Source organism: Shinella sp. WSD5-1, from assembly GCF_963942435.1.
Lineage (GTDB): Bacteria > Pseudomonadota > Alphaproteobacteria > Rhizobiales > Rhizobiaceae > Shinella > Shinella yambaruensis.
On record NZ_OZ012599.1, the window covers coordinates 1 to 15,668 of the forward strand.

A 15,668-nucleotide genomic window follows, 5' to 3' on the forward strand; every position below is an offset into this window, starting at 1 on the left:
GTTTTAAAATTCCCTATTGAATTTAACGAAATACATCTTTCTTCCCCTTGGATTCGGCGGTTTCCGGTTTCAGGCAATTCCTGCCGTCAGGGCGAACTTTTCCTGCAAGCCATTGACAATCTGTTTGTACAGTTGTAAATGATAACTCATGAATGTTCAAGCAGATCGGGAGGGTGGTGGCTTGGTCGAGATCTATGATCATGATGGCAAGGCGGTGAAGCACGGGCGCGCCCGCGTCAACGGTATCCGTATGCACTATGTGACGGCGGGGGAGGGTGAGCCGCTGCTTCTTCTGCACGGTACGCCCAAGACGCATTTCTACTGGTACCGCCTCATCCCGCTCCTGACCCCGTATTTCCGCATCGTGGCGCCCGACCTGCGCGGCTTCGGCGATACGGACAAGCCGCCAGCGGAGGAGGGCTACGACAGCCGCACCAACGCCCGCGACATGGCCGAGCTGATGACGCAGCTCGGGCACGAGACCTTCCACCTGCACGGCGAGGACCGCGGCGCGGAATTCGCCTATGCGCTGGCCGCCAGCGAGCCGGATCGCGTCCGCACGCTCTCCTTCGCCGAGATGCTCCTGTCGGGGCAGGGCTTGGAGGAATGGTCGAACTTCACGCCGGAGAAGGTGTCGTCCCAGTTCCGCATGGCGGGCGTCTGGCTCTGGCACATCCCGTTCTTCTGGATCCCCCATCTGCCGGAAATGCTGATCTCCGGCCGCGAGCGCGAGTTCTGGGAATTCTGGATCAAGGCGGAGACTTGGAACCCGAATGCCATCGCCGACGAGGCGATCACCGAATGGATCGCCCGCCTTTCGGCGCCCGGCGGCCTTCGCGGCTGCCTGGAGACCTACCGGGCCGGCCTCAAGAACGCCCGCATCAACGACGAACTGATCAAGACGAAGCTGAAGATGCCGGTCATGACCATCGGCGCCCCGGAATTCTTCGGCGAGCTGGTCAAGGACCAGATGGAGCGCGTCGCCGAGCGCGTCGTCAAATCCGACGTGTTCGAGGAATGCGGCCACAGTCTTGCGCTCGAGGCGCCTGACCGCCTGGCGGCCGCGCTGCTCGATTTCATCCGCGAACACGGATGACGAAGGGCCGGCAAGCCGGCCCCATGCCAGCATTCTTTCTGCTGTCTCAATGAGAGGCGGCTGTAACCTTGGGAGGAGAGCCAAGCAATGTCCCTGCATGTCCTGAAGAGAGCCCTCGCGACCATGGTGGTTGCGTCCCTGCCGATGGCGGCGCTCGCCGACAACACCGAGGGCGTCAAGCACCCGCTCTGGTACAAGGAGCCGTCGGAAAAGACGATGAAGCTCGCCCAGATCGACGACCTCACCGACGTGGTGGTCTCCGACGGCCAGCGCGGCGAGGAAGGCTTCCCGGCCTCCAAGATCGCCATCACCGACGAGCAGCTCGCCAAGATCAAGGCCGGTAACTTCACCGTCGCCATCTCCATGGGCTGGCTCGGCGACGACTGGGCCTCCCAGCAGCTCATCGGCCTCAAGGAAAATTTCGAGAAGCTCGGCATCAAGGTCGTTGCCGAGACCAATGCCAACTGGGACGACGCCAAGCAGATCGCCGACCTGGAGGCCATCTCCGTCCTGAAGCCCGACCTTCTGGTCTCCATACCGCTCAACGGCAAGACGACGGCCAGCGCCTACAAGCGCCTTTCGGAAGCCGGCACCAAGGTGGTCTTTATCGACCAGGCCGTGGAAGGCATGGATCCCGGCAAGGACTATGCGGCGATCATCTCGTCCGACAATCTGGCGCTCGGCATGTATCTCGCCGACCTTCTGGCCGAATCGATCAACTACAAGGGCAATGTCGCGGCGCTCTACTTCGCCAACGACTTCTACGTGACGAACCTGCGCTATGAAGGCTTCATCGCCCGCCTGCGCGCCAAGTATCCGGACGTCAAGCTCGTCGCCGCCGCGGGCCACGACGACCCGAACAAGGGCCAGGAAGTGGCGCAGGGCGTGCTTGCCCGCTACCCCGATATCGACGGCATGTATGCCAGCTGGTCGATTCCGGCCATGGGCGCGGTGACGGCTGCCAACGTCAACGGCCGCACGCCGTCCGACTTCAAGATCGTCAACGAGAACTTCGACCAGATCGTCGCGCTCAACATGGCCCAGAACGGCTTCATCGCCGGCATTTCCTCGCAGCGCCCTTATGACCAGGGTACCGCGGAAGCCAGGATCGGCGCGCTGACGCTGATCGGCGAGAAGGTTCCGCCCTATGTGGTCGTGCCGCCGCTCGCTGTGAAGCGCGCCAACCTGCCGGACTCCTACAAGACGATCTACCGGATCGATCTGCCGCAGGAAATGAGCTCGGCGCTCTCGCAGTAAAAGAACCGATAAAGCAAAGGGGCGCTGGCTGGTAGCGCTCCTCTCCAGCCTCGCCCGAACCGGAGAACGATCCAATGCCGCAAGATCGAGCCGTTCTCGAAATGCGCGACATCGAGAAGTCCTTTGCGCAAAACAAGGTGCTGAACAAGGTCGACTTCACGCTGAACCGCGGCGAAGTCCATGCCCTGATGGGCGGCAACGGCGCCGGCAAGTCGTCGCTGATGAAGATCCTGTCCGGCGTCTACGAAAAGGATGGCGGGACCATCCGGATCGAGGGCGAGGAGGTCGCCTTCGGCGACGCCATCAGCGCCCGGCGCGCCGGGATCGCCATGATCTTCCAGGAATTCAGCCTCGTGCCCACGCTCTCCGTGGCGCAGAACATCTTTCTCAACGGTGAGCCGAAGAAGGGAATCTTCATCCGTGACGGGGAAGCCGTGCGCCGCGCGCGCCGAATCCTGGACGAGCTCGGCGTCGACATCGATCCGCGCGTGCCCGTCAGCGAACTAAGCGTCGGCCAGTGCCAGATGGTTGAAATCGCCAAGGCGCTGTCGCGCCAGGCACAGATCCTCGTGATGGACGAGCCGACCGCCTCGCTGTCCGAAGCCGAGACCGAAGCGCTCTTCGCACTCGTCGGGCGGCTGAAGGCGAGCGGCATTTCCATCATCTATATCTCGCACCGCATGGCGGAGATATTCAGCGTGTGCGACCGCGTCACCGTCATGCGCGACGGCGGGGTGCGCCTGACGGCGCCCTGCAGCGAGGTGAGCATGGCCGAGCTGGTCGAGACCATGCTGGGATCCGACGAGGTGGAAGGCTTCAAGTGGCACGACCGCGGTTACCGGAGCTCCGGCCCACCGCTTCTCACGCTTCGCGGCGTCAGCCTGCCGCCCCGCATCAACGATGTCAGCTTCGACGTAGGCGCGGGCGAGATCGTCGGCATTGCCGGGCTGATGGGTTCGGGACGCACCGAGATCGCCGAGGCGATCTTCGGGCGCCGGCCGCTGGCCGCTGGAGAAATCCTGATCGACGGGAAGCCGGTCACCAGCCAGGCGCAGGCGATCGCCGAGGGCATCGCGCTCGTGCCGGAGGATCGCCGCCGTCTGGGCCTCGTGCTGGAGCATTCCGTCGGCCAGAACATGCTTCTGCCGAGCCTCGGCCTTTTTACCGCCGGAGCTTTCGTCAACGACCGCGGCGCGGCCCGCATGATCCGCCGGATGATCGATGCGCTCAACATCAAGACGGAAAGCGCCGACAAGCCGGCCCGGCTTTTGTCGGGCGGCAACCAACAGAAGATCGTTCTCGGCAAGTGGCTGGCGCGCCGGCCGCGCCTGCTCGTCCTCGACGAGCCCACCATTGGCGTCGATATCGGCGCGAAGTCGGAGATCGCCCGCGTCGTCCGCGAAATGGCCGACGAAGGCGTCGCGGTCGTCATCATCTCATCGGAACTGGAGGAGCTGCTGGCCGTCAGCGACCGGCTGCTCGTCCTGCACAACGGGCGCATATTCCAGGACGTGCGGCGTCAGGATATCGGCTCGGAGGAGGAGCTTCATCATGCAATCCAAGGCCATCGTCTCGGAGCGGCCCCTGCAGGCGCCGCGGCTTGACGGCATGTTCAAGATTCGCGCCCTGCAGGACTACATCGTCTATATCGTCTTCGCGGCGGTCTTCCTCTACTTCGCGATCATGATCGGCGACAGCGGCTTCCTGACCGTCCGCAACATGTTCAACATCGCGCGGACCACCGCCATGATCGTCGTCATGGCGACCGCCATGACCTTCGTCATCGGCGCGGGCGAGCTCGATCTGTCGGTCGGCTCCACCGCGGCGCTCTCCGCCCTCGTCTGCGCGCTCGTCATGCAGGCGGGCTATGGCTGGGGACTTGCGGTGGCGGCGGCGCTCGGCGCCGGCCTCGTCGTCGGCTGCCTCAACGGCTTCTTCGTCACGGTGGTCGGCATTCCGTCCTTCCTGGTGACGCTTGGCATGATGCAGTTCATTCGCGGCTTCGACATGCGCGTCACCTACACCAACCCGATCTCGATCTCCAACGCGACCTTCAACAGCCTGTTCGGGTCGGGAAGCCTCTGGGGCGTTCCCTCGCTGCTCTTCTGGTCGGTGATCGTGGCGGCGCTCGGCCATGTGGTTCTGCGCTATACCTCCTTCGGCCGGCAGATCCTCGCCACCGGCGGCAATCGCCTGGCGGCGGAATATTCCGGCGTAAAGACGCGTCGCATCAAGTTCCTCGCCTTCCTGCTGACGGCGTCGGCGGCCGCGCTCGCGGGCCTGCTTTATTCCGGCATGATGCAGACGGCCCGCTACAATTTCGGCGAGGGCGCCGAGCTGATGGTCATCGCGGCGGTGATCCTCGGCGGCACCAGCCTGTTCGGCGGCCGGGCGACCATTATCGGCACCTTCACCGGCGCGCTGATGATCGGCACGATCAACAACGGCCTCATCATCATGGGGCTCGACGTTTCCGAGCAGATGATGATCTCGGGCGCGATCATCATCCTTGCGGTCGCTTTTGCCCGCAAGCGCAACGCCTAATACCGTCAGTTTGAGGTCACCGTCGGAAGGCGGTGCGGGAGGAAGACCATGACGACATACGACTACACTTCCATCGGTTTCTACACCTTTGATTGCCTCGGCAGGCCGGTGACGGCCATTCCGCCGGGCGGCAACACATACTTCGTCGAGGAAATCACCATGGCCGTCTCCGGTGCGGCCGGCGCGGCGGCGATCGTCGCCGCCAAGTACGGCCTAAAAGTGCTCGCGGTTGGCGGCATCGGCGACGACCTGATGGGGGCATGGGTCATCGACCGCCTCAACCATTTCGGCGTGGACACCTCTCGAATGGAACTCTGCAAGAATGTGGGTACTTCCTCCTCCATCGTCACAACGAGACCCGATGGGCAACGCCCGGCGCTCCACATGCGCGGGGCGACTGGCGCCTTCGACGTCAGGCCGGAGCATCTCGACCAGGTGCTGGACGCGAAGATCGTTCATATGGGCGGTACTGGCCTCATGGACCTGATGGACGGCGAGAAGAGCTTCGCGCTGATGGCCGAAGCGCGCCGGCGCGGGTGCATCACCACGCTCGATGTCTTCGCCGCGGACAAGAAGGATATGGCGAATGTCGCCGGGCTTCTTCCGAATGTCGATTACTTCATTCCCTCCATCGAGGAGGCGCAGGCGCTTTCCGGTCTAACCGACAAGGAGGACATCGGCCGCCACTTTGTCGACCTCGGTGTCGGTTGCATTGTCATGACGATGGGCGCTGAAGGCGCCTACTACCACCACCGCGACGGAACACGCTTTCACATGCCTGCCTTCGACATCAACGTCGTGTGCACCTGCGGGTGCGGCGATGCCTTCAACGCCGGCTTTGCCACCGGGCTGATCAGGGGCATGAATCCCGAAGAGACAATGCGGCTGGCCCAGGCGTCCTCCGCCCTCAATGCCAGCGGCCTCGGCAGTCAGGCGGGCGTCACCGATCTCGACGCGGCGCTCGACTTCATCCTCCGCGTGAAGGCCAAGGACCCGGCAAAAGTTCTCCAGAGCGTCGGATGATACCTGTTTCCGCACAACGGTGATTGTCGCCGGAGGAACGCCGCCGTGCGGCTTCGCCTGCTCGTGCTGTCTCTGTCGCAAAACCGAATGGCAACCTGCCTGCGGCATCAAGGGAGAGCCTGAATCACACCAAAGTAATAGGTTCACAGCACAGAGGCGTCGATTCTATAGGTCTCATAGATGCTCCGAACGTTCTCTTCTCATAGCTTTCAGTTTTACGAAATCGTCGCCGGCGTGATGGCTCGACCGCGTGAGGGGTGTCGCAGATACCATCAGGAAACCCTTCGCGAAGGCGATTGCCTCATATTCCCGGAACTCTTCCGGCGTGACATAGCGGGCGACCGTGTGGTGTTTCGGCGTCGGGCGCAGGTATTGGCCGATCGTCAGGAAGTCGACGTCGGCCGCGCGCATATCATCCATCACCTGCAGGACCTCCCGCCGCGTTTCGCCCAGCCCGACCATGATGCCGGATTTGGTGAACATTGCGGGGGCGAGTTCCTTGACGCGCTGCAGCAGTCGCAGTGACGTGAAGTAGCGCGCGCCGGGGCGCACCTCGGCATAGAGCCCGGGAACGGTTTCGAGATTGTGGTTGAAGACGTCCGGCCCCGCGGCCACGACGGTTTCGAGCGCCGATGGCCCGCACCGGCGGAAATCGGGGGTGAGGATCTCGACGGTCGTGCCCGGTGCGTGCCGATGGATCATGCGGATGGTCCGTGCGAAATGATCGGCGCCGCCGTCTTCCAGGTCGTCGCGGTCGACGCTGGTGACGACGACATGCGCAAGGCCGAGCTTCCTGACGGCGTTGGCCACCCGTGCCGGCTCGAAAGGGTCCAGCGCGTCGGGGCGGCCGGTTGCGACGTTGCAGAAGGTGCAGCCGCGCGTGCAGATGTCGCCCATGATCATCATGGTGGCATGGCGCTGGTTCCAGCATTCGCTGATATTGGGGCAGCCGGCTTCCTCGCAGACTGTGGTGAGGCCATGCGCCTGGACGATGTCGCGTGTCGCCCTGTAGCTGTCGCCGACCCGCGCCTTCACGCGGATCCAGGCCGGTTTCTCCAGGTCCGGGGTGTGCGGACGATGCGCCTTTTCCGGGTGGCGCTGTTCGGGAATCGTCAGGTCTCTCGCCATGGCGGGTTTCTCTCGATGCACGTTGTTCGGTTGAGCGTTCGCCGGCGTCATGCCACGGCGCGCGGCCTGCGGTGCGGGCTGTGCCAGAGCGGGCGCGCGGCGGAGATCGTTTCGAGATAGTGGGCGTAGCCGCCGGCGTAACGCTCGGCGCTCTTGCGCCGCGGTTCGATCAGGCCCTCGGCGCTTGTCCAAGCCCCGACATCGTATTGCAGTCCCAACGCATCCATCGCGGCGATGCAGGCGCCCCTCGCGCCCACCTCGGGCCTTGGGGCGATGTGCAGCGGCCTCTGCAAGACGTCGGCGAGCATTTGGGTCCATGCGGCGGAACTGCTGCCGCCGCCGCAGATCGCCAGCCGCCCCGACAGGCCGGCGGCCTCGATGCAATGGCGGGCCGCATAGGCGACGGATTCGCATACCGCCATCACGAGGTCGGCCGGCGTGGTCGCAGTGCTCAAGCCTGCGAGCTGGCCGCGCGCATTCACGTCGCAAAATGGAGCGCGTTCGCCGGTCGCCGAGAAATAGGGCAGGGCGGTGACGCCATTGGCGCCCGGCGCGTTTTGCTCAAGCAGCGCGTCGAGGGCATCGTGCTTCATACCGACAAGGTTCAGCACCCAGTCCAGCGCGGCCGTGCCGACCGTCGCCGGCAGAGAGCGGATCCAACGGCCCTCGGAGGGCATGCACAGCGTCATGCCGACGGGGTCCGCCGTGGTGTCGATCGTATCGACCATCACTTCACAGGCGAGTGTCGTACCGACGATGATCAGGCCATCGCCGACCGTTCTCACCCCGGCGCCCATGGGACAGGCCACGAGATCGAATGGTCCGGCATGAACCGGGATTCCTTCGGGAAGGCCGGTCAGCGCGGCGCCGGTGGCGCTCAGCGGAAAGGCTTGGCCGGGGGCGGGCATTACCGGCGCGAGCAGCCGCGCGTAACGCTCCAGTCCAAGGAGGCGGAGGATTTCGGGATCATAGTCACGCTTTCGAATATCCAAGAAAGGCAGAGAGGCGTCGGAGGCATCCGTGACGCGCACGCCCGTGAGGCGTTGCAGGATCGCGTCCTTGAGGTAGCTGGCCGTGGTCGCGGCTTCGAGTGAAGCCGGGTCGGTGGCCGCCAGCGCGGCCATCAGCGGCGCCTGGGAGCCGGAAAAGATCGCATTGGCATTGCGGCGGAATACCGCCTCGAATACGCCGGAATCGATCCAGCGCTGCAGGAAGGGGTTGCCGCGGTCGTCGAGCCAGGAGATGGCCGGCCTGACGGCCCGTCCGGCTTCATCAAGGAGCCAGAGGCCGTCGCTTTGGCCAGTAATGCCGATCGCCTGCGGCGGGCCGCCGGACCGGGCGCAGACCTCCGCCACCACCTCGCCGACCGACGTCACGAGGGTTTCAAGGTCCTGCTCGATCCGGCCATCGCCGAACGGGTCGAAAATGGTGCGGCGCGAGGCGACGGCGATATTGCGTCCCTCCAGCGAAAAGCTGGCCGCCTTCACGACCGAGGTTCCAAGGTCGATCCCGAGAATCATGGCTCCTCCCATCCCGATAGCGCACCGCTCCTCACGGCAATGGCACCAGTCAGGTTCTATTGAAGCAAATGTTCACCATTTGAACAAATATGTCAAGCGGCGCGGATGCCCCGCGCGTGGCGGCCGCGATGCCACCTCGCGCTGAATATCAGCGCGATTGCTTCGGCGCGTGCCGTTTCGATGCGGCGGCTTCCCCACCCTCCGCCAGGAGAAACGAGGCGCATTGCTCGTCTGTCACAAGGTGAGTCACATAGCCGCCGTGCAGCGCGGCACGCACGATCTCGTTCTTGTTTGCGCCGCCCGCCACCGCCAGCCGCTCCGGAATATGCCGCAAATCCTCGAGCTCGATGCCGATCGGATGGATGGTGGGCGGCAGGGCGACCGCCTGCCCATCGCGGTCGATCCAGCGACAACCGATGTCGCCGACTGCGCCCTGCCGCTCCAGGAATTCCTTCTCTGCCGCGTCGACATATCCGAGCTTCAACATCGTCGCATCGTCGTGCAGCGCGCCGAGGCCGAAGACAACGAGCGAGGCTTTGCGGGCGAGTTCGAGTGCTTCCCGCAGGCCTGCATCGCTTCTGAGGCCGGAGGCCGTAGCCTCGTTCTTGACATAGACCGGCGCGTAGAGGGCACGCGCCGGAGCACGGAAATACTGGCCGAGCTGCTCGGCCACTTCCGACGGATTCGTGCCGCGGGTCGCGTTATGCAGCCCGCCGACAAGGGCGACGATCTGCATTCCGGAGACCGACGTCTCGCCATAGAGCGAGTCGGCCATCGCCTGGAGCGTCGTCCCCCAGCTTACCGCAACAACGGCGTCATCGCGAACCATGCCGACAAGGGTCTCGGCTGCGACCTGCCCCATCCAACGGCGTTGCATCGCGTCATCCTCGGCGGTGGGGACGATACGGACCTTCTTCAGGCCATAGCGGTTCTCCAGGTTTCGCTCGGCCTCGAATGTCTCCGACGACACGCCGAGCGTGATCTGGACCAGTCCGCTCTCCTTGGCGCGTCGGAGCAGGCGGATGACAGTGCTGCGGCTGACGCCCAGCTTCTCGGCGACCTGGCTCTGGGTAAGCTCCTCGGCATAGTAGAGCCAAGCCGCCCGTGCCGGTTCGCTGCTGATCCTGTCCATCTCATTCATTCGTCGCGGCCTCGTTATTTCCCGGGCAAGTCCTGCCTGATGACAAACCGCTCGTCCACTGCGGTTCTCGACGGGCGTCCGGCTTATTGCCGGCTGGAGCCGGTTCAACCCTGAATCGGCGGCATAGTGACGAAAAACACGAAAAATCGCGCCGCGTCACGCCCTTTTTGCTGCGTGGGAAGGGGCGCGCGCCTGAAAAAGATCCGGCCGGACGATTTCGCCGCTTGCGTCCATCTGCCCTGTTTGATACATAAGTTCATATAAAGAACATTTGCTTCAAGTGGAGGAGAGGCATGGAGCGGTCTGCGACCCTATCGGCGCAGACGCTGCTGGAAATGCAGCGTCGCATGCTGCGCATCCGTCTGTTCGACGAGCGCGCATCCAAGATGGTCAAGCGCGGCCAGATTCCCGGCACGGTGCATACCAGCATCGGACAGGAGGCTCAGGTGGTGGGCGCCTGCATGGCGCTGCGCCCCGGCGATCACATGACCGGCAACCATCGCAGCCATGGCCATCCGATCGGCATGGGCTCGCCCCTCGGGCCGCTGATGGCGGAGCTGGTCGGCAAGGCGACCGGCGTGTGCAAGGGCAAGGGTGGCTCGCTGCATCTCGCCGACGCCGCGGTCGGCAGCCTTGGCGAGTCCGGCATCACCGGATCCTCCATTCCGATCGCCGTGGGCGCTGGTCTCTCGGCGCAGGTGCTGAAGCAGGATCGTGTGGCGCTCTCCTTCTTCGGTGACGGCGCGGCCAACCAGGGGGTCTTCTACGAGGCCCTCAACCTCGCATCCGTCTGGAAGCTGCCGGTCATCTTCCTGTGCGAAAACAACCAGTACGCCCTCTCCACCCCGGCCCATACCGTGACCGCCGGAAGGATCTGCGACCGCGCCCATGGTTTCGGCCTTCCGGGCGTGCGCGTCGAGGATGGCCAGGATGTGCTGAAGGTCTATGACGCCGTGGCGGAGGCCGCCGAGCGTGCCCGTATCGGCGCCGGCCCGACCCTCGTCGAGGTCATGACCTACCGCTTCCGCGAGCATTCCGAAGGCCTGCGCATCAATGTCGACTACCGCGACGCCGCCGAGAAGGAACACTGGCTGTCGCGCGATCCCATCGTCCTCTTCCGCCAAATGCTGATCGCCAAGGGTATCGCCACCGCCGGGGAGATGGACGCCGTCGAGGCTGACATCGCCCGCGAGGTCGAGGATTGCGTGACCTTCACCCTGGAGAGCCCGGACCCCGCCCTGAACGTGGCCTTCGAGGATCTCTACACCGATCCCTACAAGCTGGAGGACGTGCTTTGAGCCAGATGACCTATATCGGCGCCATCGGCGCCGCCCAGCGCGAGGCCATGATCGCCGACGAGCGCGTTATCATCATCGGCGAGGACGTCGAGGCCAATGTCTATGGCACGACCGGCGGCGGGAAGCAGCGTGCCGAGGAAGGCGATTTCGTCCAGCAGTTCGGGCGTTCGCGCATCCGCAACACGCCCATCGCCGAGGAAGCCATCGTCGGCGCCGCGATCGGCGCGGCGATGACCGGCCTGCGGCCGCTGGTCGATCTGTCTTATTCCAGCTTCCTCTACATGGCGATGGACCAGCTTGTGAACCAGGCGGCCAAGAACCGCTACATGTTCGGCGGCCAGAGCTCGATCCCGGTCGTGTTCCGCTCGGCCATGTTCTACGGCCTCAACACCGGCGCGCACCATTCCGACCGCCCCTATCCGATGTTCATGAACGTGCCGGGCCTGAAGATCGTCGCTCCGGCTTCCGCCAGTGACGCCAAAGGCCTGCTACGCACGGCCATCGACAGCGACGACCCGGTTCTCGTCTTCGAGGCGGTGCCGCTCTGGGGGGCGAAGGAGGAGGTCGACGACAACGAATACTGGATCCCGTTCGGCAAGGCGCGCACGCGGCGGGAGGGAACGGACGTGACGCTGGTCGGCGTTTCCGGCGCGGTCCCGCTCGCGCTCAAGGCGGCGGAGCAGATGGCAGCGCGGGGCATCTCGGTGGAGGTGATCGATCCGCGCACGCTGGTTCCGCTCGATACCAAGACGATCGTCGAATCCGTCCGGCGCACCGGGCGCCTGGTGATCACCGAGCCGGCCCATCGCATGTGCGGCGCGGCGGCCGAGATCGCCGCCGTGGTGGCGGACGAAGCCTACGAGGCCCTGCGGGCGCCGATCAAGCGGGTGGCGTCGCTCAATATGCAGGTGCCGTTCAGCCCGGCGCTGGAGCCGCAGATCTATCCCACGACGGAGAAGATCGTCGCCGCGCTCGAAGCGGTCTGCGCGGTCGATCAGAACATGACGAAGAACCGGAGGTTGGTTGTATGAGAGTGGAAGTTCTTCTGCCCCAGTGGGGCATGGGCATGAGCGAGGGCACGGTCACCGACTGGTTGAAGAAGGTCGGCGATCGCGTCAGCGAGGACGAGCCGCTCGCCGAGATCGAGGCCGAAAAGGCGACGCAGGAGCTTGAATCCCCCGCCACCGGCGTCCTGACCGAGATCATCGTCCAGAAGGGCGAGGAGGCCAAGGTCCGCAGCGTCCTCGCGATCATAGAGACCGACGACTGAGACAGACGATGCCGCCGGCCGGCTGGCCGGTCCCGAAGTCCATAGTTCAAGACGATGAGCCATGACCGATATTCCAGGAGATAGCCGCGCGGCGGAGACAAGACCCGACGGGCCCCCGGCCCCGGAGAACGTCTTCGACCTGATCGTGATCGGCGCCGGCATCAATGGCGCCGGCATCGCCCGCGACGCGGCGGCGCGCGGTTTGCGCGTGGCGCTGGTGGAGAAGGAGGATATCGGCAGCGGCACCTCGAGCTGGTCGGGCCGCCTGATCCATGGGGGGCTGCGCTATCTGGAGCAGGGCGATGTGGCGCTGGTGCGCGAATCCCTGCGCGAACGCGAGCGGCTGTTCCGCCTCGCTCCGCATCTCGTGAAGCCCGTGCCGCTGATGATCCCCTTCTATCGGCACAACAGGCGGTCGCGCTGGATGATCCGTGCCGGGATGGTGACCTACGACGTTCTCTCCTTCGACAAGTCGACCCATTCGCACAAGGTCCTTTCCCGCAAGGAGACGCTCGACCGGTTCCCCGGGATGGATCCCGACGGGCTGGAAGGATGCGCGATCTTCATGGACGGGCAGGTGGTCTGGTCCGAGCGGCTGTGCGTGGAGGTGGCCCTTGCCGCCCGCGCCGACGGCGCGCGCATCTTCACCCATGCCAAGGTGGACGGCTTTCTGGAGGAGGGCGGATCGGTCGGCGGCGTGCTCTTCACTGATGTCCTGACCGGCGAGCGGCACGCGCTTTCCGCGAGCGTCGTCGTCAATGCGGCAGGCCCCTGGGTCGACATGGTGCTCGACGGTTCGAGCGGCGGCACTGAGCGCCATATCGGCGGCGCCAAGGGAAGCCATCTGGTCGTCGACCCGTTCCCCGGCGCGCCCAAGGACGTCATCTATTACGAGTCGCGCGCCGACGGCCGTCTCGTTCTCGTCATTCCCTGGGGCGAGCGCTACCTGATCGGCACGACCGACAAGCGTTACGCGGACGACCCCGACACGGCCTGCGCCGATGCCTCCGAGGTCGAGTATCTGCTCGGCGAGGTCAACCAGCTCATCCCCTCTGCCGGTCTGACGGAAGACGATATCCTCTACACCTATAGCGGCGTGCGCCCGCTCCCGTTTGTTCCCGACAAGTCGGAGTGGAAAGTGCCGCGAAGCCATGTGTTGCACGATCATGCGCCGCGGTGCAGGGGGCTTCTGTCGGTGATCGGCGGCAAGCTGACGACATATCGCAGCCTCGCCGAGGAAGCTGTCGACGAAATCTACAGGCAGCTCGGCAAGAAGGCGCCGCCGTGCTCGACGTCGCGGACACTATTCCCGGGCGCCAGGGTGGGCGACTGGAACGCCTTCCGCAAGGGACTGGAGCGCGGCGGCGCCGCTGCGCCCGCCACGATGCACCGCCTTGTCGAGACCTATGGCGCGCGGGCGGCGGATATCCTTGCCCTGGCGCACGAACACCCTGATCTCGCCGAGGTCTTCGATCCCGAAACGGGTGCCCTCGGCGCGGAGCTCGTCTTCACCTATCGCAACGAATTCTGCCGCACCCTGACCGACGCCCTGATCCGCCGCGTCATGGTCGGTCTCAACTCGACCTGTGGTCGCGCTGCTCTCGACCGTGCGGCCGATATCCTCGCCCGCCATCTCGGCTGGAGCGAGCAGCGCCGGGCGGATGAGGTTCGTGACTATCTTCGCTACATCCGCCGTTTCGACGTGCCGGGCCGATCCGATCTCCCCCGGATGGCCGCGGCGCCCGCGGCAGGCGCGCCGTCGCCTGCCGTCCCGGACACCACAGCCGCCCGCATCGACACACGACATTTCGGAGGACAGACCACATGACCCAATCCGACCCCAGAGCGATCATCGAAGACGCTCGCCGCAACGGCTATGCGGTCGGTGCGTTCAACATGCACAACGAGGAGACCACCGAGGCGCTCGTCTGGGCCGCGGAGCGTGCCAGAGCGCCGGTGTTCCTTCAGGTCGGCCGCGCCATCATTCCTCATATTGGCGTCCGGCGTGCGTTCGAGATGACGCAGAGGATCGCCGAGTGGTCGAATGCCAAATATGTGATCCACCTCGATCACGGGTCCTGGGATGAGGTAATGGAGGCGATCCGCCTCGGCTTCACGTCGATCATGTATGACGGCGCCCATCTGCCCTTCGAGGAGAACATCGCCACCACGCGGCGTGTGGTCGAGATCGCCCACGCCTTCGGCATTCCGGTCGAAGCCGAGCTCGGCAAGATCCCGGATGTCGGCGAGACCGTAAACTGGGCCGATTACTACACCGATGTCGAAGAGGCGCGTCGCTTCGCGGCCGAGACGGGCATCGATTATCTCGCCATCTCGGTCGGGATCGTCCATGGCGTGATTCCCGGCCTGACGCCCGAGCCGATCAATATCCAACGTATCCATGAGATCCGCGAAGCGACGGGCATTCCGCTGGTTCTGCACGGCGCCTCCGGTCTCACCGAACGCGAGGTCAGCGAGGCGAGGGCGGCCGGCGTGCACAAATTCAACGCCGATACCGATCTGCGCCATGCCTTCCGGCGCGGCTTCGAGTCGGTCTGGGCGAAGGGCGACCGACAGCTCGAGGAGGCAATGGCGGAAGGCCGCAGCCAGATGGTCGATGCGACGGTCGAGAAAATCCAGCTTTACGGCTGCGCCGGCAAGGCGGCTTGAGGGAACCCGGCCATGACGAAGACCCTCGAAGCAGAACCGGTTGGCCGCGAAAAGCCGCTCTCCAAGACGGCGAAGCTGATGGCCCGGCACATGGGCACGGCCTGGCAGGCGCCGATGTTCGGCATCACGGTTGAGGTGGACATGGAAGCCGCGATGGCGCGGCGCACGGAGGGGGTTACGCTGACGGACGTCATCCTGTCGGACTGTGCCGCCACGCTGGCTGAGCACCCGGCGGTGAACGCCCATTACCGCGACGACACAATCGTGGAGTACGACGACATCAATGTCGGCCTTGCCGTGGCCTCCGACAGGGGCCTGACGGTGCCTGTCGTCCGTAATGCGGCGCGGTTGTCGCTTGCAGGGATCGCCGAGCGCCGCCGGGCGCTGGTGGGTAAGGTACGCGACGGAAAAATCGCGATTACGGACGTGGTGGGTGGCACGTTCACGATCTCCAACCTCGGCATGTTCGACGTCAAGCGGTTTACCGCGATCATCAACCCGCCGCAGGTGGCGATCCTGGCGGTGGGCGGTACGAGCCGGCGTCAGGTCTGGAACGACGGCGATCCCCAATGGCGCCAGATCAGCGAGCTGACGCTGACCTGCGATCACCGCGCCCTCGACGGAGCACAGGCGGCCAGCTTCATGGCTGCCCTGAAGAAGCGTCTCGAAAAGGAGGCGCCTGCGAACTGAAGTCGATCCGCGAATGGATCGTAAGCACTGC

At 64.8% G+C, this 15,668-nt stretch carries 14 protein-coding genes; 11 read left to right on the forward strand and 3 right to left on the reverse strand.

All coding sequences use genetic code 11. From position 1 onward, the window contains the following. Positions 1–181: 181 nt before the first annotated feature. The 5 genes from AABQ55_RS28665 (at position 182) to AABQ55_RS28685 (ending at position 5,920) form a co-directional block, all read left to right on the forward strand. Complete coding sequence (locus tag AABQ55_RS28665) at positions 182–1,096, forward strand: alpha/beta fold hydrolase (protein ID WP_272808479.1); 915 nt, start codon at positions 182–184, stop codon at positions 1,094–1,096. An 87-nt stretch (positions 1,097–1,183) separates the two neighbouring features. After that, complete coding sequence (locus tag AABQ55_RS28670) at positions 1,184–2,353, forward strand: substrate-binding domain-containing protein (protein ID WP_272808480.1); 1,170 nt, start codon at positions 1,184–1,186, stop codon at positions 2,351–2,353. A 74-nt stretch (positions 2,354–2,427) separates the two neighbouring features. Next, a complete protein-coding gene (locus tag AABQ55_RS28675) occupies positions 2,428–3,957 on the forward strand; it encodes a sugar ABC transporter ATP-binding protein (RefSeq protein WP_272808481.1) in 1,530 nt (509 codons plus the stop codon). Further along, complete coding sequence (locus AABQ55_RS28680) at positions 3,905–4,897, forward strand: ABC transporter permease (protein ID WP_272808482.1); 993 nt, start codon at positions 3,905–3,907, stop codon at positions 4,895–4,897. Before AABQ55_RS28675 ends, AABQ55_RS28680 begins: the two co-directional genes overlap by 53 nt. A gap of 48 nt (positions 4,898–4,945) precedes the next feature. Then, positions 4,946–5,920 (forward strand): carbohydrate kinase family protein, encoded by a 975-nt coding sequence (locus AABQ55_RS28685; RefSeq protein WP_272808483.1) that lies wholly within the window; start codon positions 4,946–4,948, stop codon positions 5,918–5,920. Between the two features lie 174 nt (positions 5,921–6,094). Here the strand turns inward: AABQ55_RS28685 and lipA are convergent, their stop codons facing one another. The 3 genes from lipA to AABQ55_RS28700 all read right to left on the reverse strand — a co-directional run bounded on the left by lipA (position 6,095) and on the right by AABQ55_RS28700 (position 9,700). Next, positions 6,095–7,048, reverse strand: coding sequence for a lipoyl synthase (lipA, locus tag AABQ55_RS28690; protein ID WP_272808484.1), 954 nt, complete (start codon positions 7,046–7,048; stop codon positions 6,095–6,097). Positions 7,049–7,095: 47 nt separating this feature from the next. Then, positions 7,096–8,568: an FGGY-family carbohydrate kinase gene (locus tag AABQ55_RS28695; RefSeq protein ID WP_272808485.1), complete on the reverse strand. Its 1,473-nt coding sequence runs from the start codon at positions 8,566–8,568 to the stop codon at positions 7,096–7,098. Positions 8,569–8,716: 148 nt separating this feature from the next. Next, on the reverse strand, positions 8,717–9,700 hold the full coding sequence (locus AABQ55_RS28700; protein WP_272808486.1) for a sugar-binding transcriptional regulator: 984 nt from the start codon (positions 9,698–9,700) through the stop codon (positions 8,717–8,719). 302 nt (positions 9,701–10,002) lie between these two features. On the opposite strand from AABQ55_RS28700, the gene AABQ55_RS28705 reads away from it, so the two are divergent. The 6 genes from AABQ55_RS28705 to AABQ55_RS28730 all read left to right on the forward strand — a co-directional run bounded on the left by AABQ55_RS28705 (position 10,003) and on the right by AABQ55_RS28730 (position 15,637). Continuing rightward, positions 10,003–11,007 (forward strand): thiamine pyrophosphate-dependent dehydrogenase E1 component subunit alpha, encoded by a 1,005-nt coding sequence (locus tag AABQ55_RS28705; RefSeq protein ID WP_272808487.1) that lies wholly within the window; start codon positions 10,003–10,005, stop codon positions 11,005–11,007. Next, positions 11,004–12,038: an alpha-ketoacid dehydrogenase subunit beta gene (locus AABQ55_RS28710; protein WP_338341926.1), complete on the forward strand. Its 1,035-nt coding sequence runs from the start codon at positions 11,004–11,006 to the stop codon at positions 12,036–12,038. The genes AABQ55_RS28705 and AABQ55_RS28710 overlap by 4 nt, the downstream gene beginning before the upstream one ends. Then, positions 12,035–12,277: a biotin/lipoyl-containing protein gene (locus tag AABQ55_RS28715; protein ID WP_272808488.1), complete on the forward strand. Its 243-nt coding sequence runs from the start codon at positions 12,035–12,037 to the stop codon at positions 12,275–12,277. Before AABQ55_RS28710 ends, AABQ55_RS28715 begins: the two co-directional genes overlap by 4 nt. Before the next feature lie 61 nt (positions 12,278–12,338). Then, positions 12,339–14,105, forward strand: a complete 1,767-nt coding sequence (gene glpD / locus AABQ55_RS28720) for a glycerol-3-phosphate dehydrogenase (RefSeq protein ID WP_272808489.1) — start codon at positions 12,339–12,341, stop codon at positions 14,103–14,105. After that, positions 14,102–14,947 carry a class II fructose-bisphosphate aldolase gene (locus tag AABQ55_RS28725; RefSeq protein WP_272808490.1) on the forward strand — a complete coding sequence of 282 codons (846 nt, stop codon included), beginning with the start codon at positions 14,102–14,104 and terminating at the stop codon, positions 14,945–14,947. The genes glpD and AABQ55_RS28725 overlap by 4 nt, the downstream gene beginning before the upstream one ends. A 12-nt stretch (positions 14,948–14,959) precedes the next feature. Continuing rightward, entirely contained in the window at positions 14,960–15,637 is a 678-nt protein-coding gene (locus tag AABQ55_RS28730; protein WP_272808491.1) for a 2-oxo acid dehydrogenase subunit E2, read from the forward strand. Positions 15,638–15,668: the final 31 nt, after the last annotated feature.